Origin of the sequence: Actimicrobium sp. CCC2.4 (genome assembly GCF_034347385.1) — a bacterium.
In the GTDB taxonomy this organism is placed as follows: Bacteria; Pseudomonadota; Gammaproteobacteria; order Burkholderiales; family Burkholderiaceae_D; genus Actimicrobium.
In genome coordinates this window covers 3,955,911-3,979,581 of record NZ_CP133777.1, presented here as the reverse complement: position 1 = coordinate 3,979,581, position 23,671 = coordinate 3,955,911, and the positions used below count along the sequence as shown (strand labels likewise).

The window sequence follows — 23,671 nt, the reverse complement described above, 5'->3', positions numbered from 1 at the left end:
TGTCCGGTGCTGTCTGCGCAGGGCATCCCGATTCATCAGGCTGCCAGCGGCACCAGGAAGTCACGGCTGACCCGTGCACCGAGGTCACCGATGCGTTCGAGAAATTCGGTCAGGTAATTATCCAGACCGGCGGCTTGGATGTCGGCGATCTGGCCATATTGCAATTCGGCCTTGAGCATGCCGGCCAGCCGTTCGGTCTCACGCGAGGCATCGGTCCCGACGTATTGCAGGTTGCTGACCAGTTCAGTCATGCAGGCCAGCAGCGAGCGCGGCATGTTTTCGCGCAGGATCAGCAGCTCGGCCACGCGGGCCGGGGTGATAACGTCCCGGTAGACCTTGCGGTAGATCTCGAATGCCGAGACCGACCGCAGCAGCGCGGCCCAGTAGTAGAAATCGATCTGCTGGTCGTGGACTGTGGTCTGGTTCGGGCCGGTGCCGTGGAATTTCACATCGAGGATGCGGGCGGTGTTGTCGGCCCGTTCCAGGAAGGTGCCGATGCGGATGAAATAGAACGCCTCGTCCTTGAGCGTGGTGCCGATAGTGACGCCACGCGACAGGTGTGAGCGGTATTTGACCCATTCGAAGAGCTTGATCGGATCGTCTTCGAGCTCGCCATCGCGCAGCTTGCCCTGTAATTCCAGCCAGGTGGCATTGTGGGTTTCCCAGACTTCGGTGGTCAGCGTGCCGCGCACGGCACGGGCGTTTTCGCGCGCCTGCTTCAGGCAGGACGCGATCGAGGACGGATTGCTCATGTCTTTGACCATGAAATCGAGTACGTCCTTCGGCGTCACTTTTGCGTATTTGCGGTCGAACAAAGTTTGTAGTTCGGAGATCTCGAGCAGTGCACGCCAGCCGCGCATGGCGGCATCTTTCGATTGCGGCAGCAGGCCGGTTTCGGTATTGACGTCGAGCATGCGCGCGGTATTTTCGGCGCGTTCGGTGTAACGGGCCATCCAGAACAAGTGGTCAGCGGTGCGGCTCAGCATGTCATTTCTCCAGGATCCAGGTGTCTTTGGTGCCGCCGCCCTGGGAGGAATTGACCACCAGGGAGCCATCTTTGAGGGCCACGCGCGTGAGCCCGCCGGGTACCATCGAAATGGTTTTTCCGGACAGGACGAACGGGCGCAGGTCGATGTGGCGCGGGGCAATGCCGGCCTTGACATAGGTCGGGCAGGCCGACAGCGCCAGCGTGGGCTGCGCAATGTAGCCTTCGGGCTTGGCAATCAGGCGGGCACGGAAGTCCTCGATCTCGGCTTGCGAGGCGGCCGGACCGACCAGCATGCCGTAACCGCCGGCACCGTGGACTTCCTTGACGACCAGCTCCGGCAGATGGGCCAGCGTGTAGGCCAGATCTTCTTTTTTGCGGCACTGGAAGGTCGGTACGTTGTTGAGGATAGGTTCTTCGCTCAGATAAAAACGCACCATGTCCGGCACGAACGGATAGATCGACTTGTCGTCGGCGACACCGGTGCCGATCGCATTGGCCAGCGTGACGCCACCTTCGCGATACGCTTCCAGCAAGCCCGGCACGCCCAGCGCCGAGTCGGGCCGGAAAGCTTTTGGATCAAGGAAGTCGTCATCGAGGCGGCGATAGATCACGTCGACCCGTTGCGGTCCGCGCGTGGTGCGCATGAAGACCAGGTTGTTGTCGACGAACATGTCCTTGCCTTCGACCAGTTCGACGCCCATTTGCTGGGCCAGGAACGCGTGCTCGAAATAGGCCGAGTTGTACATTCCCGGCGACATCACGACGACAGTCGGATCGATCACGCCCACCGGTGCTACCGAGCGCAGGTTATCAAGCAACATGTCGGGATAGTGCGCGACCGGCGCGATCTGGTGGCGCGCGAACAGCTCGGGGAACAGCCGCATCATCATCTTGCGGTTTTCCAGCATGTACGACACGCCGGACGGCACCCGCAGGTTGTCTTCGAGGACATAGAATTCGCCGGCACCGGCACGCACGATGTCAACGCCGGCGATATGGGCGTAGATGTCGTTGACTACCGAGACGTTCTGCATCTCGGGACGGTACTGGGCGTTCTTGTAGATCTGTTCGGCCGGGATCACGCCGGCCTTGATGATGTTCTGGTCGTGATAAATATCGTGCAGGAACATGTTGAGCGCTTTCACGCGCTGTACCAGCCCGGTTTCCAGCTGGGCCCATTCGGCCGCGGTGATGATGCGCGGAATGATATCGAATGGAATCAGCCGTTCGGTGCCGGCATCGTTGTCGGCATCGTCGCCATAGACGGCGAAGGTAATGCCGACGCGGCGGAAGATCAGGTCGGCTTCGGCTTGCTTGCGGGCGATGATCGTGGCGGGCTGTTCGGTCAGCCAGGCCTGAAACTCGTGATAGTGCTCTCGTACGCCGGTGGTGCCACTGGAGTACATCTCATCGAAAAAATTCGCCATGCTGTGTCCCATTGCAGTTTTTCTGATGACGCTGCGACGCATTGCGGGCAGCGGGCCTGATGACAGGGTATCAAGAAATGTGCCAGCCGATATGACGATCTGCCGGCCTATGTGACCCGGGACGCTATTGCGGTCTTCGCAAGCGATCGATCAGTGCCAGGGTGTGCTGGTCTGGTGCTGGCGTCAGCAAACTGACGACAATCAACGCGAGGAAGCCGGCCGGTACGCCGAAGATGCCGGCCGATATTGGTGCAATCTGGAACCACTGCCCCGCAATCGAGCCGCCCAGTGCCGGATAGGTGCGCAGCATGTAGACCACGCAGACGATCAGCCCGACCAGCATGCCGGCAACCGCGCCGGGCTGGTTCGCCCGTTTCCAGAACATGCCCAGCGCGAGCGCCGGAAACAGCATCGATGCCGCCAGCGAAAATGCCGCGCCAACCATCGACAGGATATTGCCCGGCTTGAGCGAAGCGACGTAAGCCGCCACCAGCGCCACCACCAGCAACAACAGCTTGGAGATCGTCACGCGCTTCTGGGTAGAGGCAGTCGGATCGATTTTCCGGTAATAGACATCGTGCGACAGCGCGCTCGAAATCGTCAGCAGCAAGCCATCAGCGGTCGATAGTGCCGCTGCCAGTCCGCCGGCGGCGATCAGACCCGATACCACATAGGGCAGGCCGGCGATTTCCGGCGTGGCCAGCACGACGATATCGCCATCGAGGACGATCTCGGCCAGTTGCACGATGCCGTCATGGTTGATGTCGACGATGCTCACCAGCGGATGGAGCTTGTCGAGGTTGGCCCAGTACGAGACCCAGCCCGGCAGGTGCGAGAACTCGGAACCGACCAGCGTGCTGTAGATGTCGAGCTTGACCAGCACCGCCAGCGCCGGAATCGTGATGTACAGCAGCATGATGAAGAACAGCGTCCAGAACACCGACTTGCGGGCCTGGTGCACCGACGGCGTCGTGTAGTAGCGCACCAGCACATGCGGCAGCGCGGCCGTGCCCATCATCAGACACAGCACCAGCGCCAGAAAATTATTCCGCTTGCTGTCCGAGGTCGCCGCGTCGGTGCCCGGGAAGGGCGTGGCATGCGGCAGGATGGGCGCGGCGCGTGCCAGATAATTGTTGCGCGACTCGGTCCAGACCTGGCGCGCTTCGTTGGCATCCTTCGGATAAGCGGCCAGGGCCCGGCTGGCGCTCTTGATATCGATCAGTGTGGCGTTGTCGCGCTTGAGCTGTTCGACCCGGCGCTGGGCATCGAACAGGCCGTTGGACCAGGCCGCCGGCAACTCGCGCAGGCGCAAGTCGAGCTCGGCGGCGCGCTGCCGGAATACGTCGCGCACTTGCTGCTCTTTGGGGTCGGCATTGAGCACTTTTTCGCGCTCGCCCAGCGCCGATAGCGCGGTGCCGTACGCCACCTGCGGCACCGGCACGCTGGTGTGCTTGACCGACATCCAGACCACCGGAATCATGTAGGCGATGAGCATGATCAGGTACTGCGCCACCTGGGTCCAGGTCACTGCGCGCATGCCGCCGAGGAAGGAGCAGACCAGGATACTGGCCAGTCCCAAAAATATACCGACCGAAAAATCGACGCCGGTAAAACGTGACGTGATCAGCCCGACACCGTAGATCTGCGCCACCACGTACGTAAACGATACGATCACGGTAGCGAACACGGCCAGCGTGCGCACCATGTCATTGCCGTAGCGCCCGCCGTACCGGGCGGCCAGATAATCGGGCACCGTGTACTGGCCGAACTTGCGCAGGAACGGTGCCACCAGCAAGGCCACCAGCACGAAGCCGCCGGTCCAGCCCATCACGTAGGCCAGGCCATCGAAGCCCTGCAAATACAGGCCGCCGGCCAGACTCAGAAAACTCGCTGCCGACATCCAGTCGGCGGCGGTCGCCATGCCATTGAAGATGGCCGGCACGCGTCGCCCTGCGACGTAATATTCGGACACATCGGCGGTGCGGCTGATGACGCCGATGCCGGCATACATGACGATAGTGGCGAACAGGAACAGGTAGCCGATCCAGATGCGCGGCATGCCTTCCTTTTCAAGAATGGCCAGTGCCAGCAGAAACAGCACGAAGCAGGCCGTGAACCAGCCGTAGTAAATTTTCAGGCGGCTGGAAAATGACCTAGTCGTCATGGGCAGGCTCCGGTACGTAACGGCGATCCAGCGTGCGCATGCGCCACGCATAACAGCCAATCATGGCGACATAGACCAGCGTCGCCCCTTGCGCGGCCAGGTAAAACGACAGCGGCCAGCCGAAGACGACCAGCGCATCGAGTTCGCGTGCAAACCAGATGATACCGACCGTCATGACCAGCCAGCCAGCCAGCAATTGCAGCGTCAAACGCCGGGTCAGGCGCCAGTGGGCAGCGGCGTCGAGTGGCGCGCCCGGCAGGAATTCGCGCATCAGCCGATGTCCTCGATGAACGACAGCGGCTGTACCATCGGCAGCGCAACGCGGAACAGACTGCCCGGAATTTTGGGGTCATGGCTGTGCGGGTTGCTGAAGACATCGATCTCGGCATCGTGCTGCAACGCGATCTCGCGCACGATCGCCAGGCCCAGGCCGCTGCCTTCGACATTGCTGCCGAGGATGCGGTAAAAGCGCTCGAAGATATGGCTGCGCTCGGCGGCGGCGATGCCGGGTCCGGTATCTTCGATTTCCAGCATCGCCTGCTGGCGACCTTCGTCGATGCGCACGCGGATGGTCACGCTGCCGAGCGACGGCGTATAGCGCAGTGCGTTGTCGATCAGGTTGCTCAGCAATTCGCGCAATAGCATCGCATTACCAACCGTCATGACCGGATGTCCGGGTTGCTCGAAGCCGATATCGATCTGCCGCGCGAGGGCGGCCGGCACCCAGTCCTGCACGACAGTGCGGGCCAGTTCGCACAGTTCGATCGGCTCGAAAGCGCGCGCCCGCACGGAGCGGTTTTCGGCATGCGCCAGCGATAGCAGCTGGTTGATCAGACGCGTTGCAGCCTCGGAGCTTTTCGAGAGCTGCTCGAGCGAGCGATGGATTTCATCCTGCGAGGTCTGGCGCAACGCCAGCTCGGATTGCATGCGCATGCCGGCCAGCGGTGTCTTCATCTGGTGAGCGGCATCGGCAATGAAGCGTTTTTGTAAGTCGATGGTCTGCGACAGCCGTTCGAGCATGTCATTGAGCGAGCGCACCAGCGGCGAGATCTCTTCCGGCACCTGGCCCGAATCGATCGGACTGAGATCATCCGGACGGCGCGCCCGGATACGTTGCTGCAGTTCGGCCAGCGGCGCCAGCCCGCGGGCCAGCGCAAACCAGACCAGCGCCAGCGCCACCGGCAGGATGATGAACTGCGGCAGGATCACGCCCTTGATGATGTCGTTGGCCAGTCTGGCCCGCTTGTCGAGGGTTTCGCCGACCTGCACCAGCGCCATGCGCGGTTCGCTGATGGTATCGCTGGCTTGTTCGCGCATGAGCCGGGAAGGGCGCAGGTCGACCTGCACATAGGCGATGCGTACGTCGGTACCGTGGATGCGGTCATCGCGAAACTGGACCGTGCCGGTCGGCGCGTTTTCTTCGTCGGCCGGCACCGACATGTCGTGGTCGCCATCGACATAGTCGCCATCGACGTCGCGCACCTGGTAGTACACGGTATCGATCTCGTCGGCACGCAGGATGTCGCGTGCGGCACCCGGCAACAGGGCGACCACTTTGCTATCGACTTCGCGCACCTGCTGCGACAGCACGGTCACGCTGTCATCGAGAGCGCGGTCGAACGGCTGGTTGGCAATTGACTTTGCCACCAGATAGGTGATGGCGATGCTCATCGGCCACAGCAGCAATAACGGCACCAGCATCCAGTCGAGGATTTCGCCGAACAGCGAGCGCCGGATGGGCTCGTCGGTGCCATCGATGCCGGCGTGAAGCGCCGGATCAGAAGTGTCCCGCGTTGGCACGTCAGGTCGCTGCCGGAGCGTCGATGTATTTTTCGAGGCAATACCCGAGGCCGCGCACGGTGGCGATGCGCACGCCGCCGAACTCGATCTTCTTGCGCAGCCGGTGGACATAGACTTCGATGGCGTTGTTGCTGACTTCTTCGCCCCATTCGCACAAGTGGTCAACCAGCTGCTCTTTCGAGACCAGCCGGCCGGTGCGTTGCAGCAGCACTTCCAGCAGACCCAGTTCGCGTGCCGACAAGTCCAGCATCTGCTCGTTCAGGTAGGCAATACGGCCAACCTGGTCATACGACAGCGGGCCGTGCCGCACTACGGTCGGTCCGCCGCCGACGCCACGGCGGGTCAGGGCGCGCACCCGGGCTTCGAGTTCGGACAGTGCAAACGGCTTGGCCATGTAGTCGTCGGCACCCAGATCGAGACCCTTGACGCGCTGCTCTATCGAATCGGCGGCGGTCAGGATCAGTACGGGCAAATGGGAGTTGCGGGCGCGCAGCTTGCGCAGCACTTCCAGCCCTGACATGCGCGGCAGGCCGAGGTCGAGGATCAGTAAATCGAAATCCTGGGTCGACAGGGCCAGATCGGCTTCGACCCCGTTATGCACGCAATCGGTCGCATACCCGGACTGGCGCAGCGAACGCGTCAAGCCATCGGCCAGCACACTGTCGTCTTCGGCAAGCAGGATACGCATCGTTATTGGCCCGGGTTGGAATGCGCAGAGTCTATTGTGTTCGGCGGGTTCGGGCAAGGCAGGATGACAACCCATAAGCGCTAACTTTCCTCATTTGCACGGTTCATCGGTGGGTTGCGAAGCCCGGGATTCATGTGGGTTGCGGTCGTCGGTAGCTTGGTTTGTTTGTGCTTCGCCACTACCAAGCCGGGAGCGGCCCGCATAGGCGCTAGCGTTCCTGGACAGCACGCTTCGCAAGTTGGGTTGGGTTGCGAAGCTCAGCATTCATGCGGGTTACGGTCGCCGGTAGCTTGGTTTTTATGTGCTTCGCCACGACCAAGCCGGGAGCGGCCCGGCAGCCGGTCACTTCTTTTTGCTTCGCCAAAAAGTAAGTAACCAAGAAAAAGGCGACCGCGATGCGGCTGCCCTGCGGGTTCCCAAAAACGGTAGTCAGGCAAGGGGAGTGCCGCAAACTCGCTGCCCTTGCAGGGCGCAGATTCGCTTGCAAGCGAATCCCGTTACGCAGGCGGATCGCATGCGATCCGAAACCCCTGCTTCACCTCAAACAGTGCGGCCCTCTTATCCCTTGCCTGACTACCGTTTTTGGCAGCTGCCTCAATGCGGAGCAGGTCAAGGTCAACAACCACGTCAAAAGCAACCGCAACTTCCAAAGCAACTTCAAAAACAACTTCAACTTCAACGGCAACGACACGGGGTTGCCGTTGCCGTTGCCGTTGCCGTTGCCGTTGCCGTTGCCGTTGCCGTTGCCGTTGCCGTTGCCGTTGCCGTTGCCGTTGCCGTTGCCGTTGCCGTTGCCGTTGAAGTGGCCGTTGACCTGTTCCGCATTGAGATAGCTGCCAAAAGCCGGAGTCAGGCAGGGGATCAGAAGGCCGCACTGTCTGAGCGTAGCGAGTTTGCGGCCTTCCCCCTGACTGGCTCCGGCTTTTGGGAACCCGAAGGGCAGCAGTCTCGCGGTCGCCTTTTTCTTGGTTACTCTCTTTTTGGCGAAGCAAAAAGAAGGGACCGCATGCCGGTCCGGCTGCCGGGCCGCCCCCGGCTAGGTCGTGGCGGAGCACAGACAAGCCAAGCTACCGACGACCGTAACCCGCATGAATGCTGGGCTTCCCAACCCAACCCAACCCAACTTACGACGCGTGCTGTCTAGGGATGTTAGCGTTTATGCGGGCCGCCCCCGGCTTGGTCATGACGGAGTGCTTACAGTCTCATCAACCGCAAGTGATCCATTCGGTGCAATGCCCTGCGGTTGTTGCACCCTACGATCTGCGTTCGGTGGGTTCAGACAAGACAGCGCTAGCGCCGCGTCGGACTGTAATCCGGAAAAAACTCGCGCAGCAGAAATTGCTGCAGTCCGGCCTGATCTGCCGGTTTGGCGCTGAGCGTGATGGTCTTGCCCAAGCGGCGTGAATCCCACGTGAAATCTTCCTGTGTGTGCTCGCGGATGATCTCGATCATCTTCTTGACCACGGCGATGCGCACGTCTTCTTCGCTGCCCTGTTCGACATTGAGAATCTGGCTCCAGTTACGGCTGGCTTCTTTTTTCCAGCCGCGGAACAGGAACTCCGCATTGTGCGCGCCGACACTGCGCAACTGGAACAGGCCGCCGCCACTTTCCTTTTCAATGCCGGCCGCCTTCATGCTGGTCGCAATATTGGCCAGTGCGGCCTGACGGCCGCGTTCGTTATCCTGCTGCTCGGGGGTACCGCGCGCGGCCTGGGTCTGACGCTCCTGCGATTCGGCCTCGGCACGTTGTTGCTGGCGCGCTGCCAGCCGGCTTGAAAAATCATCTGCGGGATCGGGCTCCGGCGGCGGTACGGCGCGTTTCAGTGGCTGTTGCGTGATGGCGGGTTCGGGTGCCGCACGTGGCTTGCTCGGACGTGCTGCGGCTTGCCGCTGCGGCGGCGGTCGCGGCCTGGCGACCGGCTTGACCACGGGCTTGGCAGGCACATCGGCGCCACGCGCCCGCTTCGGTTGGGCGGACCGGTCCGGCGTATTCGGGATCATCATCAGCGTGGTCTCGACATCGCGCTTGCCCTGCACAGGCAATGGCAGATTGTTTTGATGGTAGAGGATCAGCCATAGCACCAGTCCATGCAACAGCAGCATGAGGATGGCCGCGACCGTCGTCGTCACCGGCCTGGAGCGCGGCGGCTCGACGGGCACGATGCGGTCGCTGGCACGCCGGCGCGGTGAATGGATAGCAGGAGTGGTGTCGTAGGGCAAGGGGCGGTGCGAATCCGGTGGAATAAATGGCCACGGCACAGGCCGGTACAGGGTAGCGATCAGGGTAGTGAGGTCGAAGATTACCATTGGACGCACAGACTATTATTTCGTCATGTATCTTCTAGCCCCGTGGAGCATGATGATCCCGGTCTGCGCGCCGTCGCCGGAGCGACGCCGTCAATCATCGTTGATCTCCCGCAAAAACCCCTGCTTGCATAAACCACTGTTTTTTTATACAGTTCGGGTTGTGATTCACTTTGCTGACGCCATCTCGTTAGCTACCTACCGCTGAAAGTACATTCATGGACGACAAAAAAGCCGTATCCGGTTCAGATAAAAGCAAGGCGCTGGCCGCAGCGCTGGCCCAGATTGAAAAACAGTTCGGCAAAGGTTCGGTCATGCGCATGGCTGACGGTGCAGTGGTCGAAGAAGTCCAGGTCGTCTCGACCGGCTCGCTCGGCCTCGATATCGCGCTCGGCGTCGGTGGCTTGCCACGCGGCCGTGTCGTCGAAATCTACGGTCCAGAATCCTCCGGCAAAACCACGCTGACGCTGCAAACCATCGCCGAAATGCAAAAGCTGGGCGGCACCTGTGCCTTCATCGATGCCGAACACGCGCTCGATGTCGGCTACGCCCAGAAGCTGGGTATCAACCTGTCCGAACTGCTGATCTCGCAGCCCGATACCGGCGAACAGGCCCTTGAAATTACCGATGCGCTGGTGCGCTCGGGCGGCGTCGACCTGATCGTCATCGACTCGGTCGCGGCCTTGACGCCACGTGCCGAAATCGAAGGCGACATGGGTGACTCGCTGCCGGGCCTGCAGGCACGACTGATGTCGCAAGCACTGCGCAAGCTGACCGGTTCGATCAACCGCACCAACACGCTGGTCATCTTCATCAACCAGATCCGCATGAAAATCGGCGTCATGTTCGGCAATCCCGAAACCACCACCGGCGGCAATGCCCTGAAGTTCTATGCGTCGGTGCGGCTCGACATCCGTCGTACCGGTTCGATCAAGTCCGGCGACGAAGTCATCGGCAACGAAACCAAAGTCAAGGTCGTCAAGAACAAGATCGCGCCGCCATTTCGAGAAGCGCATTTCGACATCCTGTATGGCGAAGGCGTATCCCGTGAAGGTGAAATCCTCGACCTCGGTGCCGATGCCAAGATCGTTGAAAAAGCCGGAGCCTGGTACAGCTACAACGGCGAACGGATCGGCCAGGGCAAGGACAATGCACGGACCTTCCTGAAAGAGCGTCCCGAGCTGGCCCGCGAAATCGAAAACAAGGTGCGTGTCTCGCTGGGCGTGCCTGAACTGGGCGCCCTCAAAGGTACCGAGCCGGCCAAGAAAAAAGCGGCTGACAAAGCCGCCGACAAAGCCGCGATCGAAGGCAAGGATGTCGTCGCCGAATGAGCGATGTCACCCGCGCTGACAGACTGACAACCGTCTTACCGGCCTGATGGCAAGGCCGGGTGGCAGCGTTAAAGTCAGTCTGAAGGCGCGGGCCTTGCGCTTTCTGTCGATGCGTGAACACAGCCGTCTTGAACTGGCGCGCAAGTTGCAGCGCCATGCGCAAGAGGGCGACGATGTCGACGCCTTGCTCGACTGGCTGGAAAACGCCAAATTTCTCTCGCAAGCCCGCTTCTCCGAATCCCTGATCCATCGTCGTGCCGCCCGGTTCGGCAACAACCGCATCGTCTCCGAACTGCAAAGCCATGGCATCCAGGGCGAAGCCTTGAGCGATCTGAAAGGACGCCTGCAAGTCGACGAGCTGGCGCGTGCCCGCGAAGTCTGGCTGCGCAAATTCGGCGCGCCACCCGCCGACGCCGCCGCGCGCGGCAAGCAAATGCGCTTCATGCAGCAACGCGGGTTCTCGCACAAGGCGATTCAGGCGGCGATGCGCCTGCGCGGTGACGACGAGTGGTTGCCAGGCGATGACGACTGATTGGGGCCGGCATCAGATGAGTTGCGCAGGCTTTAGGCAATAGGCCATGGACAAGCGGCCGTAAGCGAAGCGAAATATCGTCGCTGCCGGTCTACCGGGTGGTAACGGCAAATCGAGCTGTGCTACACTTTCTCGGTTTTTGCAGTGCCGCATGAGCGGTTGTGAACGCAGAATCTGCCTTTACTGAACGCAAATGCGGCAGTTATCTTCGTTGTCGCTCTTTTATGGCAGTGGTCCGCATGCCCCTATCTCCACCCGTTTCCCGTCGCGCACTCAAACATACCCGTACCCTCACGGTCGAGGCGTATGCGCGTGACGACGGCCTGTGGGATATCGAAGCCCGCATCACCGACACCAAAACCCGCATCGTCAAACTAGCCTCCGGTGAACGCCCGGCCGGCGCGCCCATCCACGACCTCAAGCTGCGCCTGTCCATCAACCGGGATCTCGACATCCTGGCCGTCGAAGCGGTCTCGGATGCGGTGCCGTACCCCGGCTATTGCGACACCATCAGCCCGGCCTATCAGGCTATGGTCGGCTTGAACCTGATGCGCAGTTTTCGCCAGCAACTGACAGCCCGCATCGGCGGCACCGGTGGCTGCACGCATCTGACCGAGCTCGCGCAGATCCTGCCGACCGCCACGATCCAGGCCTTTGCCGGCGATGTCATCGACACGCGCGACGGCAGCAGTGCCGCTGGCGATCAGCAACAAAAACCATTTCAACTCGACCGCTGTCATGCCTTGCGCACGGATGGCGCAGCGGTCGCGCTCTACTATCCGCGATGGGCCATCAAGGTCGCGGAACCGTTTCAATCCAGTTAGTCAACCAGCATTTTTACGATCAGCGTCTGAAGGGAAGCTCGCATGAAAATTCATGAGTATCAGGGTAAGGAAATCCTCCGCAAATACGGCGTCACCACCCCGCGCGGCATTCCGTGCAATTCCGTCGAGGACGCCGTCAAGGCAGCCGAGACACTCGGTGGTCCGGTCTGGGTCGTCAAGGCTCAGATTCATGCGGGCGGTCGCGGCAAGGGTGGCGGCGTCAAGGTCGCCAAGACCCTCGAGCAAGTACGCGAATACGCCACGGCCATTCTCGGCATGCAACTGGTCACGCATCAGACCAGCCCGGAAGGCCAGCAAGTGCGTCGTCTGCTGATCGAAGAAGGCGCTGATATCGCCAAGGAACTGTACGTCAGCCTGGTGACCGATCGTGTCACGCAACGCGTGGTGCTGATGGCATCAAGCGAAGGCGGCATGGACATCGAAGAAGTCGCCGAGAGCCATCCCGAACTGCTGCACCACATCGCCATTGATCCGGCTGTCGGCCTGACTGATGCCGAAGCCGACGGTATTGCGGCCAAGATCGGCGTGCCGGCTGCCTCGATCGTCGATGCCCGCACCCAATTGCAAGGCTTGTACAAGGCGTACTGGGAAACCGACGCCGCGCTGGCCGAAATCAACCCGCTGATCCTGACCGGTTCCGGCAAGGTCATCGCGCTCGATGCCAAGTTCAACTTCGACGCCAACGCGCTGTATCGTCAGCCTGAAATCGTCGCTTACCGCGATCTCGACGAAGAAGATGCAGCCGAAGTCGAAGCCTCGAAGTTCGACCTGGCCTACATCTCGCTCGACGGCGACATCGGTTGCCTGGTCAACGGTGCCGGTCTGGCCATGGCCACGATGGATACCATCAAGCTGTTCGGCGGCGAGCCGGCCAACTTCCTGGACGTCGGCGGCGGTGCCACGGCAGAAAAAGTGACCGAAGCCTTCAAGATCATGTTGAAGAACCCGGGCCTGAAAGCCATCCTGGTCAACATCTTCGGCGGCATCATGAAGTGCGATGTGATCGCCGAAGGCGTCATCGTGGCGTCCAAAGCCGTCTCGCTGACCGTCCCGCTGGTCGTGCGCATGAAGGGCACCAACGAAGACCTGGGCAAAAAAATGCTCGCCGAGTCCGGCCTGCCGATCATCGCCGCCGACACGATGGAAGACGCCGCCCGCCAGGTAGTCGCTGCCGCCAAAGCACACTAACCCGCGCGCCCCACCACGAGCCACTAGGAACAACTATGTCGATTCTGATCAATAAAGATACCAAAGTCGTAACCCAGGGAATTACCGGCAAGACCGGTCAATTCCACACGCGCATGTGCCGCGACTACGCCAATGGCGCGAACTGTTTTGTCGCCGGCGTCAACCCGAAAAAAGCCGGTGAAGACTTCGAAGGCATTCCGATTTTTGCCAACGTCGCTGAAGCCAAGGCCAAGACCGGCGTCAACGTGTCGGTCATTTACGTGCCGCCCGCCGGCGCTGCTGCCGCGATCTGGGAAGCCGTCGAAGCCGAACTCGATCTGGCCATTTGCATCACCGAAGGCATTCCTGTCCGCGACATGATGGCCTTGAAGGACCGCATGGCCAAATCCGGCAGCAAGACCTTGCTGCTCGGACCAAACTGCCCCGGCCTGATCACACCTGACGAAATCAAGATCGGCATCATGCCAGGTCATATCCACAAGGCCGGCCGTATCGGCGTGGTCTCGCGCTCCGGCACGCTGACCTATGAAGCCGTTGGCCAATTGACCGCACTGGGTCTGGGTCAATCGTCGGCCGTCGGTATCGGTGGCGATCCGATCAACGGTCTCAAGCACATCGACATCATGCGCATGTTCAATGACGATCCGGATACGGACGCCGTCATCATGATCGGTGAAATCGGCGGTCCGGATGAAGCCAATGCAGCTTACTGGATCAAGGACAACATGAAAAAACCGGTGGTCGGCTTCATCGCCGGCGTCACCGCGCCTCCGGGCAAGCGCATGGGCCATGCCGGCGCGCTGATCTCCGGCGGTGCCGACACGGCGCAAGCCAAGCTCGACATCATGGAAGCCTGCGGCATCACGGTCACCAAGAACCCGTCAGAAATGGCGCGCTTGCTGAAATCCATGTTGTAATTCGCTGTTGCCGTACACGGTCGCCAGTACGGCGACCTGCGGGGAGCCTAGGCTCCCCGCTGCATTTCTGCAGGACCGAATTTATACCGCGGACCACTTGGTCCGCGTAGAGGCTATTGGACATGATGGATCTCTTGCTGAATCTGAACTGGATCGCGGTCGGCCAGATCATCCTGATCGACCTGCTGCTAGGCGGCGACAATGCCATCGTCATTGCCCTGGCCTGCCGCAACCTGCCGGCCAAGCTGCGCATGAAAGGCATCCTGTGGGGCACTGCCGGTGCCATCCTGATCCGCATCGCGCTCATTGCCTTCGCCGTCACGCTGTTGCAAGTGCCATTCCTGAAACTGGCAGGCGGCTTGCTGCTGCTCTGGATAGGCATCAAGTTGCTGTCCGAACAGGGCGATAGCCACGCCGACCTGCACGGCAGCGACCGGCTCGTCAGTGCCATCCGGACCATCATCATTGCCGACCTCGTGATGAGCATCGACAACGTAATCGCAGTCGCCAGCGCCGCCGAACAGGCCGCTGGCGAACACCAGTTGATGCTGGTGACCTTCGGCATACTGGTCAGCGTACCCATCGTCGTGTGGGGCAGCACGCTGGTCCTGAAACTGATGGAACTATTGCCGATCATCATCACACTGGGTGCGGCCTTGCTCGGTTATCTGGCCGGTGAAATGATCACCAGCGATATCGCGCTGGCGGGTTGGTTCGAGGCCACACTGCCGCCGCAGGCCTTGCGGTTTGATCTGTTCGGCTTGATGCCCAGCGTGCCCGGTCTGGTGGGGGCGCTCGGCGTTGTACTGGTCGGTAAGTGGCTGGTACGTCGCACCAGCGCACCGGCTGCGCTTCACTGATTTTTCGTCTGCCTACCCATGTCGATTCCGCTGCAACTTGAATTCGTCGCACTCACCGATACCGGCCTGCTGCGACCGCACAACGAAGACGCCATCGCGCTCAGTCCCGATTTTGGTCTGGTGATCCTGGCCGACGGCATGGGCGGCTATAACGCCGGCGAAGTCGCCAGCAGCATCGCCATCACGACGGCGCGACAAGTCATGGAAACCGAGTTGCAGGCCATCGCCGACCAGCCGTCCGGCACGACACTCGATCACATGCCGGCCTTGCTCAGCCACGCCATCAACGAAGCCAATACCGCCATTCTCACGGCCGCCTTGTCGGAACCGCTCTACGCCGGCATGGGTACGACGCTGGTGATGGCACTTTTTCATCGGCAAACGATCACGCTGGCGCATGTCGGAGACTCGCGATGCTACCGCCAGCGCGACGGGCAACTCGAACAACTGACGCACGATCATTCGCTCCTGCAGGAACAGATCGACGCCGGCCTGGTCAGCGAGGAGCAGGCCTGGTGCGCCAGCAATCGCAACCTGATCACGCGCGCGGTGGGTGTCGATGATGTCGTCGACGTCGAAGTGCACGATTATCCGGTGCGCGCAGGCGACCTCTACCTGTTCTGTTCGGATGGCTTGTCCGACATGCTGCCCGCGCAGCACATCGCCGGCATCCTGCAAGCCTGGCCGGAAGACATGCAACGCGCCGCCGACAATCTGGTGAGCAGTGCCAATGAACAGGGCGGCAGGGACAATATTTCCGTTATTCTTGTGCAAGTTCAGGAGCCGGATGAAAAAAAGCAGGGCCTGATCAATCGACTTTTTGGCTGGATCAAATAACAGGCGCACACCGCCCGACCGAAAGGAATAACGACCATGGCAAAGATCATCGTGTCCAGAGATGGCCAGCTGTTGCACGAAATGCCGCTAGACCAGGAACGCATCACCATAGGCCGGCGACCGCAAAACGACATCGTGCTCGACACCCGCTCGGTCAGCGCCTCGCACGCAGCCATCGTCACGATCCGCCAGGACTCGTTCGTCGAAGACCTCAACAGCACCAACGGCATCCTCGTCAACGGCGAACCGGTCAGCAAGCATTACCTGCAAAACCACGACGTCATCCGCGTCGCCAATTACGACATCCGTTATTTCAATCCGGGGGTGCGGCGGGTTGCCGAGCCGGCCACCAGTAGCGAGGTGGATTTTCCGCGCACGGTATTCGACGTCGATTCCGCGATCGCCGCGCAGCGCGGTGAAACCGAGATCGCCACGTCGACCAATAGCCGGCCCGCTCCCCAGGCGGTCTTGCGGATCCGCACCGGATCCGGTGCCGGCAAGGAAATGATCATCACCAAGTCCCTGACCACCATCGGCCGCCCCGGCGTGCAGGTCGCGCTGATCACGCGGCGACCGCAAGGATTCACGATCACCCACGTAGAAGGCGAGGGGTTTCCGCTGGTCGATGGTGTATCGATCGGCGCGACTGCGCATCCGCTTGTGTCCGGGAATGTCGTGGATTTGTCGGGGACCGAGGTGGAATTCGTCGTACGGTAGGCAATGTCGGCGATGCGTACGCGACGCTTTTTTGTTGCCTGACGTAAATTGTCAGGCCGGAGTGATGATTCTGGTCACCTGCCGCTGTCAAATGCCGGAATTGGCCCGTATTTACCCCTGTTTTCGGCTGGCACGCCGCTTGCGAAGATGTGTTCATGGCAGAAACCTCTGTCTACTTCCAACGGGGATACGCAAAATGAAAACGATGACAATGGTTAAGAAAGCACAAGCGGGTTTCACGCTGATTGAATTGATGATTGTGGTGGCGATTATTGGTATTTTGGCTGCGATTGCATTGCCTGCTTATACCGATTACACAATTCGCTCAAAAGTATCAGAAGGAATGGTAATGGCGGAAGGTTTCAAAACATTGATCGCTGAGTCGACTACTGTTGTTGAATTAGGTGCTAATGCTTTAGCAGCAAATGTTTCAGTAAATGCAGCAAATCCTACGAAATATCTAACATCCATTGCGGCAGATGTAGCGACCGGTGTAATTACAGCGACCTATAACGTTACCAACGTTGGTGCCGCTGGTACTCTGGTTGTCTCTCCTTTCGTGAAGCCTGCTGCTGCTGGTGGCGCAATTACTTTAGCTGCAGCGGTGCTTGCCGGTACGACTGGTGCAATTGATTGGGCATGCCGTGGGGTTGGCGGTACTGCTGCAACAGCAGGCGGTATGACTGCTGCTGGAGCCGGTACTTTGTTGGCGAAGTACTCGCCTTCAAACTGCCGTTAATATTTCCGCGATGATGGTTGCAGCGAAGTGAACTCAGTTTGCTGCCAATAGGAAAATCTGATTTAATAAAGCACAGTAGCTCTTTCCGGAGTTAATGTGCTTTTTTTATTTTTATTGCACGTAAATTCTTAGTTTTCGAATTTTCTGTAGTTAGTTGACCATTTTTTATTATTTCTATCTGAAATTATACTTATGCCAAAGAGAATTTACGCTAGCCTTTTTCACTTGCTAATCAGTTTTTTACTGGTAGTGTCGGTAGTCGCGTTCGTTATTTTTCTTTGGTATCCCGGCTACTATTTTTCAGCTTTAGGTGTGCAAAACATATTGTTTGTTCTTGCCGCGGTAGATATAACAATAGGTCCGTTAATAACGTTGATTATCTTTAATCCATTGAAGAAGTCGCTGAAAATGGATCTAGCAATCATCGCAGTGCTCCAGTTGGCTGCATTGCTGTTCGGCATACACACGATATTCTCAGGTCGACCGGTTTATCTGGTTTACAACATCGATATGTTTACGATCGTTACCGCAGCGGATATTCCCGACGCGGAGCTTGATAAGGCAATGAAAAAGACCTTGCCAATGGCTGGGCCTCTCATTGTCGGCGCACGTTTGCCCGAGGATTCTGCTGGGCGAAAGACCGTCTTGTTTTCGGCGCTGAATGGTGGCCCTGATTTGCCACAAATGCCGCAGTTTTATTTGGGCTATCAAGAGGTTGCTGCAGATGTAAAGGCCAGACTCCTGACGATGGATTCATTAAACAGCCGTATTGCAAAAGCTAAACGGGCAGACGGGGCAAAAACAATTAGCGATGCTCTCGGTAAAGCAGACTTGAAAATGCACGAAGTTGGTTTCGTTCCAGTTCGCGGGAAAGTACAGGATCTGACGATGATGGTGCGCCTTTCCGATGCCAGTATCGTCGAGTTGTTACCAATCGATCCTTGGGGGCAATAACAGTTCTCGTCGGGTGGTTTGCGATCACGCCACCCAATCCCCCGACCGCCCCCCATGCTTCTCCATCACCTTCACGCCCTCAATCACCATCCCCCTATCCACCGCCTTGCACATGTCATAAACAGTCAGCAACCCCACCTGCACCGCAAACAGCGCCTCGATCTCCACCCCCGTCTTACCAAACGTCTCCACCTGCGCCGTACAGCCAATACTGCTTGATGCCGCATCCACACTGAAATCCACCACCACCCGCGTCAGCGCCAGCGGATGACACAGCGGCACCAGTTCGCTGGTGCGTTTGGTGGCCATGATCGCTGCGATCCGGGCGATGCCGAGGACGTCGCCTTTTTTTGCGGTGCCGGACTGGATCAGCGCGAGGGTCTCGGGTTTCATGCGGATGGTGCCGCTGGCAATCGCGAGGCGGTGGGTTTCAGCTTTGTTGCCGACGTCGACCATGTGGGCCTGGCCGGCGCTATCGAAATGGGTCAGCCCGTCGTGAACAGGAACAGGATCGTGCGGGGTAGTTTTGATGGTCATCAGGAGTCGAAAAAGCAGGGTGGCTGGAGCGGCGCGCAAGGCCGGCGAGCGGGTATCATAGCACCGTGAAATCACTTGCCGGATGCCTGCCCACCTCCCCGATCTGCCTGTCCGCCGCCCGCCGTGTCCTGGCGGTGGTCGCCGCGATCGCGTGCTTTGCATTGCCGCTCCAACCGGTTCGCGCCGCCGCCAATCTCAACGATGACGTCCGCCTGCCCAGCCTCGGCGACTCCGAACGCGAGTCGCTGTCGCCACTGACCGAACGCAAGCTGGGCGAGTACATCATGCGTGACATCCGGCGCGATCGCGATTATCTCGACGATGCGCCGACGCTCGACTACCTCAATAATTTCGGCAACCAGTTGCTGGCCGCGCGGCCGGAAGCGCGCGGCGAGGCGGGCTACGATTTTTTCTTTTTTGCGGTGCGCGATCCGATGCTCAATGCCTTTGCGCTGCCGGGCGGTTTCATTGCCGTGCACTCGGCGCTGCTGATCGCGGCGCAGTCCGAATCCGAACTGGCCTCGGTGGTCGCGCACGAGATCGGCCATGTCGCCCAGCGCCACATCGCGCGCATGCTCGGCCAGCAAAAGCAGGACATGCTGATCCCGCTGGCCGGGGCGATTCTGGCGGTGCTGGCGGCGCGCTCGAATACGGATGCGTCGGCGGCGTTGCTGATCGGATCGCAAGGCGTGGCATTGCAGCGCCAGCTCAATTTCAGCCGCGATGCCGAGCGCGAAGCCGATCGCGTCGGCTTGCAGATCCTGCGCGATGCCGGTTTCGAAACCGCCGGCATGGTGACTTTTTTCGGGCGCATGCAAAGCGCCTCGAGCGGGTATTCGGATTACCTGCCGGCCTATTTGCGCTCGCATCCGCTGACCACCGAACGCATCGCCGATATCGAGGCGCGCATCCGTGACCAGCGCTACCGGCAACATGCCGACAACGTGGATTTCCAGCTGATCCGGGCGCGCATGCGCGTGCTGCAGGACGACACCTCGCAAGGCTGGCGCGATGCCAGCGACATCTACCGCGCGCAATTGCTGCAGCAAACCCGCACCCAGACGGTCGCCGGCAAATACGGGCTGGCGCTGGTGGCCTTCCGGCGCAGCGAGTTCGCTACGGCGCTGGCCTTGCTGCAGGATGCCCGCACTGCCTTGCGCAGTGGCGCACCGCGCAATGGCGGCGAGAGCAGCGTGCTGGATTATCTGGGTATCGAGCTGTTACTGGCGTCCGGAAAAGCCACCGAAGCAGTCAGCCTGGCCGACGCCGCGCGGCATCGTTTTCCGTTGTCGCGCGGGCTGGCGCGGCGGTATGCCGACGTGTTGCTGGCGGTCGGGCGCACCGACGAGGCGCTGGCGTATCTGCGTGACCAGGCGCAGTTGTACCGGGCCGACCCCGACGTGCAGGACCAGTTGGCCAAGGTGTATTCGACGCAGGGCAAGCGCGTGCTGCAGCATCTGGCACTGGCCGAATCGTATGCGTTGAGAGGTAGCCTGCAAGCCGCGATGGATCAGCTGCGGATTGCCCGCACTGCGCCGGATGCGACGTTTTATGACCAGGCGCTGGTGGATGCGCGCGAGCGTGATCTGGAGGTGCGCTGGAAGGAAGAGCTGGCTAATAGCAAGCGGGAGAAGTGATGGCGGTGGTGCCGGTGCATCCTGTGGTTTTTCCAAGCGTAGCAAACGACATCAGCAGCAACCAGGGTCAGAGTTTTTTTTCGCGACGCTTCACCGCGAAAATTACTCTGACCCTGCTTGCGGATTCGGAGTGCAACACGACGCGACCGGCCGCGCTTCGTGATCCGTTCACGGGGTCAGAGTAATTTTCGCGATACGGCCTGCGAAAAAAACTCTGACCCCGTGAACTCGCGTTTGCAGAACGTAGGGTGCAATGCCCTGCGGTTCTTACCCCCTGCTTGGTGACGGGTGCGGAGCGTTACCGCGCGCTGCAAGTCTGCGATAATCGGGCGCATCACGACGCCGCCCGCGCGCGTCCACACCCCTCAATTTCCGGTCCGTTCCCCATGCAAAATACCCTGCTGTTAGTCGATGGTTCCAGCTACCTGTACCGCGCTTTCCATGCGCTGCCCGATCTGCGCAACAAGGAGGGCGCGCCCACCGGTGCGCTGTACGGGATCATCAACATGCTGCGCCGCTTGCGCAGCGATTTTCCGGCGGCCTACATTGCCTGCGTCTTCGATGCCAAGGGCAAGACCTTCCGCGATGACCTGTATGCCGAATACAAGGCGCAGCGCGCGTCGATGCCTGAGGATCTGGCGCGTCAGGTCGATCCGATCCACGAAGCAGTGCGGGCGATGGGTTGGCCGCTGATCATGGTCGAGGGTGTCGAAGCCGATGACGTCATCGGCACGCTGGCCGTCGACGCGGTCAGGCATGGCATGAAGGCGGTGATCTCGACCGGCGACAAGGACCTCGCGCAACTGGTCAATGACGACGTCATGCTGATCAACACGATGAGCAACGAACGGCTCGATCGCGATGGCGTGCTGGCCAAATTCGGCGTGCCGCCCGAGCGCATCGTCGATTACCTGACCCTGATCGGCGACACCGTCGACAACGTGCCGGGCGTCTCCAAGGTCGGTCCGAAGACCGCCGTCAAATGGCTCACGCAATACGGCACGCTCGATGGCATCGTCGAGAATGCGGCGACCATCGGCGGCGCGGTTGGCGAGAACTTGCGCAAGGCGCTGGACTGGCTGCCGCAAGCCAAGGTGCTGATTACTGTGAAGACCGATTGCGATCTGGTGGACCATATGGTGTCGATCCCGGAATCGCTGCAGGCCAAGGAGCAGGACCCGGCGAAGATGATCGACCTGTATGCGCGCTTCGGGTTCAAGACCTGGCTGCGGGAAGCGACGGCGGCCAGTGCAGAAGAGGTCGTTGCGACTGCCGCACCCGCCGACGCACAAAGCGGCTTGTTCGATGCGCCTGCTGCCCCGGCCGAACAGCGCTACGACACCATCCTGACCGAAGCCGACCTCGATCGCTGGCTGGCCGTCATCGATGCCGCCGCGCTGACTTCCATCGATACTGAAACCACCTCGCTGGTGCCGCTGCAGGCGCAATTGGTCGGTATCTCGTTGTGCTGCGAGCCGGGTGTCGCGGCGTATATTCCGGTCGCGCATCGCTATGCCGATGCGCCTGTGCAGTTGTCGCGCGAACTGGTGCTCGGTAAATTGCAGGCCTGGCTCGAAGATCCGGCCAAGCCCAAGGTCGGCCAGAACCTGAAGTACGACAGCCATATTTTTGCCAACCACGGCATCACCTTGCGCGGCATCGCGCATGACACGATGCTCGAATCGTATGTCTTTGAATCGCACCGCAGCCATGACATGGACAGCCTCGCGCTGCGTCATCTGGGCCGCACCACGATCACCTTCCAGGAAGTCTGCGGCAAGGGCGCCTCGCAAATCTGCTTCGACCAGGTCGACATCGCCCGCGCCACCGAATACGCCGCCGAGGATGCCGACATCACGCTGCAACTGCATCAGGCCATGCTGCCGCAAGTGACCAGCGACGAGGGGCTGCTGTTCGTCTACGAAAAAATCGAAGTGCCGACTGCGGTCGTGCTGCAGAAGATCGAGCGCAACGGCGTGCTGATCGATACCGGCATTTTGCAGGTTCAGTCGCATGAACTCGGCAAGCGGATGCTGGAAATCGAGACCTCGGCCTTTGAGCTCGCCGGCCAGCCCTTCAACCTGAATTCACCGAAGCAGATCGGTGAAATCTTCTTTGAAAAACTGCAGCTGCCGGTGGTCAAGAAGACGCCGTCCGGCGCACCCTCGACCGATGAAGAAGTGCTCGCCAAGCTGGCCGAAGATTACCCGCTGCCGAAAGTGCTGCTCGAATACCGCAGCCTGTCGAAACTGAAATCGACCTACACCGACAAGCTGCCGAAGATGATCGACCCGACCACCGGCCGGGTCCATACCAACTATGCGCAGACGGTGGCCGTGACCGGCCGGCTGGCCTCGAACGAACCGAACCTGCAGAACATCCCGATCCGTACCGCCGAAGGCCGGCGTGTGCGCGAAGCCTTCGTCGCGCCGGCCGGCAGCGTGATCGTCTCGGCCGATTATTCGCAGATCGAATTGCGCATCATGGCGCACCTGTCCGGCGACGCCAACATGCTGCGCGCGTTTGCCGACGGCATCGACATCCATCGTGCTACCGCTGCCGAAATCTTTTCGACTGGCGCTGCCGACGTGACGACTGAGCAGCGTCGCTATGCCAAGGTCATCAACTTCGGCCTGATCTACGGGATGAGCGCGTTCGGGCTGGCCGGCAATCTCGGCATCGAGCGCGGTGCTGCGCAGAGCTACATCGACAAGTACTTCGCGCGCTTTTCCGGGGTCAAGCAATTCATGGACGAGACGCGCCTGAAAGCCAAGGCGCATGGCTATGTCGAGACGGTGTTCGGACGCCGCCTGTGGCTGCCCGAAATCAATTCGCCGAACGGTCCGCGCCGGCAAGGTGCCGAGCGCGCCGCGATCAACGCGCCTATGCAGGGCACGGCGGCTGACCTGATCAAGCTGTCGATGGTGGCAGTGCAGGGCTGGCTCGAAGCCGACGGACTCAAGTCGCTGATGGTGATGCAGGTGCACGATGAACTGGTGCTTGAAGTGCCGCAGGAAGAGCTGGAACTGGTGCGGGTGAAATTGCCGGCGCTGATGGCCGGCGTGGCCGAGCTGAAGGTGCCGCTGACGGCCGAAGTCGGTATCGGCAAGAATTGGGACGAGGCACACTGAAGCGCGATCGTGCCGGATTGATTATGATTGCCGCTGCATTTTTCGTTGACCGTTTGACTACTTAAACTAAGGATA

At 60.3% G+C, this 23,671-nt stretch carries 21 protein-coding genes; 13 read left to right on the top strand and 8 right to left on the bottom strand.

The window, feature by feature from the left end; all coding sequences use genetic code 11:
- Positions 1 to 35: 35 nt before the first annotated feature.
- The 6 genes from RHM62_RS18335 to RHM62_RS18310 form a co-directional block, all read right to left on the bottom strand.
- The gene (locus tag RHM62_RS18335; protein ID WP_322123458.1) at positions 36 to 986 is read right to left on the bottom strand and encodes an alpha-E domain-containing protein; all 951 of its coding nucleotides are present in this window, start codon (positions 984 to 986) and stop codon (positions 36 to 38) included.
- Between the two features lies 1 nt (position 987).
- A complete protein-coding gene (locus RHM62_RS18330) occupies positions 988 to 2,415 on the bottom strand; it encodes a circularly permuted type 2 ATP-grasp protein (protein WP_322123457.1) in 1,428 nt (475 codons plus the stop codon).
- Positions 2,416 to 2,539: 124 nt separating this feature from the next.
- Positions 2,540 to 4,579, bottom strand: coding sequence for a sodium:solute symporter family protein (locus RHM62_RS18325; RefSeq protein ID WP_322123456.1), 2,040 nt, complete (start codon positions 4,577 to 4,579; stop codon positions 2,540 to 2,542).
- Positions 4,569 to 4,850 (bottom strand): DUF4212 domain-containing protein, encoded by a 282-nt coding sequence (locus tag RHM62_RS18320; protein WP_322123455.1) that lies wholly within the window; start codon positions 4,848 to 4,850, stop codon positions 4,569 to 4,571. Before RHM62_RS18320 ends, RHM62_RS18325 begins: the two co-directional genes overlap by 11 nt.
- Positions 4,850 to 6,379: a sensor histidine kinase gene (locus tag RHM62_RS18315; protein ID WP_322123454.1), complete on the bottom strand. Its 1,530-nt coding sequence runs from the start codon at positions 6,377 to 6,379 to the stop codon at positions 4,850 to 4,852. Before RHM62_RS18315 ends, RHM62_RS18320 begins: the two co-directional genes overlap by 1 nt.
- 1 nt (position 6,380) lies before the next feature.
- A complete protein-coding gene (locus RHM62_RS18310) occupies positions 6,381 to 7,067 on the bottom strand; it encodes a response regulator transcription factor (protein WP_322123453.1) in 687 nt (228 codons plus the stop codon).
- Between the two features lie 514 nt (positions 7,068 to 7,581).
- On the opposite strand from RHM62_RS18310, the gene RHM62_RS18305 reads away from it, so the two are divergent.
- The gene (locus RHM62_RS18305) at positions 7,582 to 8,211 is read left to right on the top strand and encodes a hypothetical protein (protein WP_322123452.1); all 630 of its coding nucleotides are present in this window, start codon (positions 7,582 to 7,584) and stop codon (positions 8,209 to 8,211) included.
- Between the two features lie 146 nt (positions 8,212 to 8,357).
- Here the strand turns inward: RHM62_RS18305 and RHM62_RS18300 are convergent, their stop codons facing one another.
- Complete coding sequence (locus RHM62_RS18300; protein ID WP_322123451.1) at positions 8,358 to 9,383, bottom strand: hypothetical protein; 1,026 nt, start codon at positions 9,381 to 9,383, stop codon at positions 8,358 to 8,360.
- 206 nt (positions 9,384 to 9,589) lie between these two features.
- Between RHM62_RS18300 and recA the strand changes: the two genes are divergently transcribed.
- From recA to tfpZ, 10 genes are all read left to right on the top strand, one after another.
- A complete protein-coding gene (gene recA / locus RHM62_RS18295; RefSeq protein ID WP_009666155.1) occupies positions 9,590 to 10,702 on the top strand; it encodes a recombinase RecA in 1,113 nt (370 codons plus the stop codon).
- Between the two features lie 46 nt (positions 10,703 to 10,748).
- A complete protein-coding gene (recX, locus tag RHM62_RS18290) occupies positions 10,749 to 11,234 on the top strand; it encodes a recombination regulator RecX (RefSeq protein ID WP_322123450.1) in 486 nt (161 codons plus the stop codon).
- A gap of 239 nt (positions 11,235 to 11,473) precedes the next feature.
- Positions 11,474 to 12,058, top strand: coding sequence for a DUF2889 domain-containing protein (locus RHM62_RS18285; protein ID WP_322123449.1), 585 nt, complete (start codon positions 11,474 to 11,476; stop codon positions 12,056 to 12,058).
- Between the two features lie 42 nt (positions 12,059 to 12,100).
- Positions 12,101 to 13,267, top strand: coding sequence for an ADP-forming succinate--CoA ligase subunit beta (sucC, locus tag RHM62_RS18280; protein ID WP_322123448.1), 1,167 nt, complete (start codon positions 12,101 to 12,103; stop codon positions 13,265 to 13,267).
- A 35-nt stretch (positions 13,268 to 13,302) separates the two neighbouring features.
- A complete protein-coding gene (gene sucD, locus RHM62_RS18275) occupies positions 13,303 to 14,184 on the top strand; it encodes a succinate--CoA ligase subunit alpha (protein WP_322123447.1) in 882 nt (293 codons plus the stop codon).
- 125 nt (positions 14,185 to 14,309) lie between these two features.
- Entirely contained in the window at positions 14,310 to 15,044 is a 735-nt protein-coding gene (locus tag RHM62_RS18270; RefSeq protein ID WP_322125447.1) for a TerC family protein, read from the top strand.
- Positions 15,045 to 15,062: 18 nt separating this feature from the next.
- A complete protein-coding gene (locus RHM62_RS18265) occupies positions 15,063 to 15,881 on the top strand; it encodes a Stp1/IreP family PP2C-type Ser/Thr phosphatase (RefSeq protein WP_322123446.1) in 819 nt (272 codons plus the stop codon).
- 36 nt (positions 15,882 to 15,917) lie between these two features.
- Entirely contained in the window at positions 15,918 to 16,598 is a 681-nt protein-coding gene (locus RHM62_RS18260) for an FHA domain-containing protein (protein WP_322123445.1), read from the top strand.
- Positions 16,599 to 16,803: 205 nt separating this feature from the next.
- A complete protein-coding gene (locus tag RHM62_RS18255; protein WP_416172339.1) occupies positions 16,804 to 17,337 on the top strand; it encodes a pilin in 534 nt (177 codons plus the stop codon).
- Between the two features lie 192 nt (positions 17,338 to 17,529).
- Positions 17,530 to 18,291: a TfpX/TfpZ family type IV pilin accessory protein gene (gene tfpZ, locus RHM62_RS18250; protein WP_322123443.1), complete on the top strand. Its 762-nt coding sequence runs from the start codon at positions 17,530 to 17,532 to the stop codon at positions 18,289 to 18,291.
- A gap of 24 nt (positions 18,292 to 18,315) precedes the next feature.
- On the opposite strand, the gene moaC is transcribed toward tfpZ, so the two are convergent.
- Positions 18,316 to 18,828: a cyclic pyranopterin monophosphate synthase MoaC gene (gene moaC / locus RHM62_RS18245; RefSeq protein WP_322123442.1), complete on the bottom strand. Its 513-nt coding sequence runs from the start codon at positions 18,826 to 18,828 to the stop codon at positions 18,316 to 18,318.
- A 134-nt stretch (positions 18,829 to 18,962) separates the two neighbouring features.
- On the opposite strand from moaC, the gene RHM62_RS18240 reads away from it, so the two are divergent.
- Complete coding sequence (locus RHM62_RS18240) at positions 18,963 to 20,465, top strand: M48 family metalloprotease (RefSeq protein WP_322125446.1); 1,503 nt, start codon at positions 18,963 to 18,965, stop codon at positions 20,463 to 20,465.
- 386 nt (positions 20,466 to 20,851) lie between these two features.
- The gene (gene polA / locus RHM62_RS18235; protein WP_322123441.1) at positions 20,852 to 23,596 is read left to right on the top strand and encodes a DNA polymerase I; all 2,745 of its coding nucleotides are present in this window, start codon (positions 20,852 to 20,854) and stop codon (positions 23,594 to 23,596) included.
- Positions 23,597 to 23,671 lie beyond the last annotated feature (75 nt).

What these genes read in the sequence shown, in the direction of transcription:
- RHM62_RS18285 (WP_322123449.1), top strand. Translation starts at nt 11,474, where the DNA reads ATGCCCCTATCTCCACCCGTTTCCCGTCGCGCACTCAAACATACCCGT.
- RHM62_RS18335 (WP_322123458.1), bottom strand. Translation starts at nt 986, where the DNA reads ATGCTGAGCCGCACCGCTGACCACTTGTTCTGGATGGCCCGTTACACC.
- RHM62_RS18325 (WP_322123456.1), bottom strand. Translation starts at nt 4,579, where the DNA reads ATGACGACTAGGTCATTTTCCAGCCGCCTGAAAATTTACTACGGCTGG.
- polA (WP_322123441.1), top strand. Translation starts at nt 20,852, where the DNA reads ATGCAAAATACCCTGCTGTTAGTCGATGGTTCCAGCTACCTGTACCGC.
- RHM62_RS18310 (WP_322123453.1), bottom strand. Translation starts at nt 7,067, where the DNA reads ATGCGTATCCTGCTTGCCGAAGACGACAGTGTGCTGGCCGATGGCTTG.
- RHM62_RS18320 (WP_322123455.1), bottom strand. Translation starts at nt 4,850, where the DNA reads ATGCGCGAATTCCTGCCGGGCGCGCCACTCGACGCCGCTGCCCACTGG.
- sucD (WP_322123447.1), top strand. Translation starts at nt 13,303, where the DNA reads ATGTCGATTCTGATCAATAAAGATACCAAAGTCGTAACCCAGGGAATT.
- RHM62_RS18260 (WP_322123445.1), top strand. Translation starts at nt 15,918, where the DNA reads ATGGCAAAGATCATCGTGTCCAGAGATGGCCAGCTGTTGCACGAAATG.
- tfpZ (WP_322123443.1), top strand. Translation starts at nt 17,530, where the DNA reads ATGCCAAAGAGAATTTACGCTAGCCTTTTTCACTTGCTAATCAGTTTT.
- RHM62_RS18265 (WP_322123446.1), top strand. Translation starts at nt 15,063, where the DNA reads ATGTCGATTCCGCTGCAACTTGAATTCGTCGCACTCACCGATACCGGC.
- moaC (WP_322123442.1), bottom strand. Translation starts at nt 18,828, where the DNA reads ATGACCATCAAAACTACCCCGCACGATCCTGTTCCTGTTCACGACGGG.
- recX (WP_322123450.1), top strand. Translation starts at nt 10,749, where the DNA reads ATGGCAAGGCCGGGTGGCAGCGTTAAAGTCAGTCTGAAGGCGCGGGCC.
- RHM62_RS18255 (WP_416172339.1), top strand. Translation starts at nt 16,804, where the DNA reads ATGACAATGGTTAAGAAAGCACAAGCGGGTTTCACGCTGATTGAATTG.
- RHM62_RS18330 (WP_322123457.1), bottom strand. Translation starts at nt 2,415, where the DNA reads ATGGCGAATTTTTTCGATGAGATGTACTCCAGTGGCACCACCGGCGTA.
- RHM62_RS18270 (WP_322125447.1), top strand. Translation starts at nt 14,310, where the DNA reads ATGGATCTCTTGCTGAATCTGAACTGGATCGCGGTCGGCCAGATCATC.
- recA (WP_009666155.1), top strand. Translation starts at nt 9,590, where the DNA reads ATGGACGACAAAAAAGCCGTATCCGGTTCAGATAAAAGCAAGGCGCTG.
- RHM62_RS18305 (WP_322123452.1), top strand. Translation starts at nt 7,582, where the DNA reads ATGCGATCCGAAACCCCTGCTTCACCTCAAACAGTGCGGCCCTCTTAT.
- sucC (WP_322123448.1), top strand. Translation starts at nt 12,101, where the DNA reads ATGAAAATTCATGAGTATCAGGGTAAGGAAATCCTCCGCAAATACGGC.